Raw genomic sequence first — 503 nt, forward strand, 5'->3', positions numbered from 1 at the left:
TATATGAGTGTTCATCATATTCAAGTGTTACAAAATACGTTATAATGTTACCTGTAAAGATAAATAGAGGAGTGTCAGTTAATGAGTGGACTTAGAAGTGTCACTTTAGGAACAAACGATTTATCTAAAACGAAAGAATTATTTAACCACATTATTGGTTTACAACATTCAACTAAAAATGAACATGCCATAAGATTTGGTGACGCTAATTTAAGTCCTGGAACGCGTGTTCACTTTGTTGAAGTTCCAGAGGAAGATTATAAAAATCTACACATAGATAGCGTTGGACTTAGAACACCTTCTGATTCTGGATTAGTAGAATATCAAAATATTTTTGACAACTTTAATATATCCTATAGTTCAATCACTGAACTTAATGGTCTTAAACATTTTACTTTTGAAGATCATAATCAACAAAAATTTGATATTTATTCTAACGAGTTAAATACGGGTATAGGATTAGGTATGCCTGCTTTTGATAGTCCTGTTAACCCTTTACATCA

At 30.8% G+C, this 503-nt stretch carries 1 protein-coding gene; it reads left to right on the forward strand.

The genetic code is table 11. The annotated features are described in order from the left end of the window. Window positions 1–81: 81 nt before the first annotated feature. A partial coding sequence (locus IE142_RS40620; RefSeq protein ID WP_191889556.1) for a VOC family protein occupies window positions 82–503 on the forward strand: 422 nt, incomplete at its 3' end.

Source organism: Streptomyces mutabilis, from assembly GCF_014649815.1.
GTDB lineage: Bacteria > Actinomycetota > Actinomycetes > Streptomycetales > Streptomycetaceae > Streptomyces > Streptomyces mutabilis.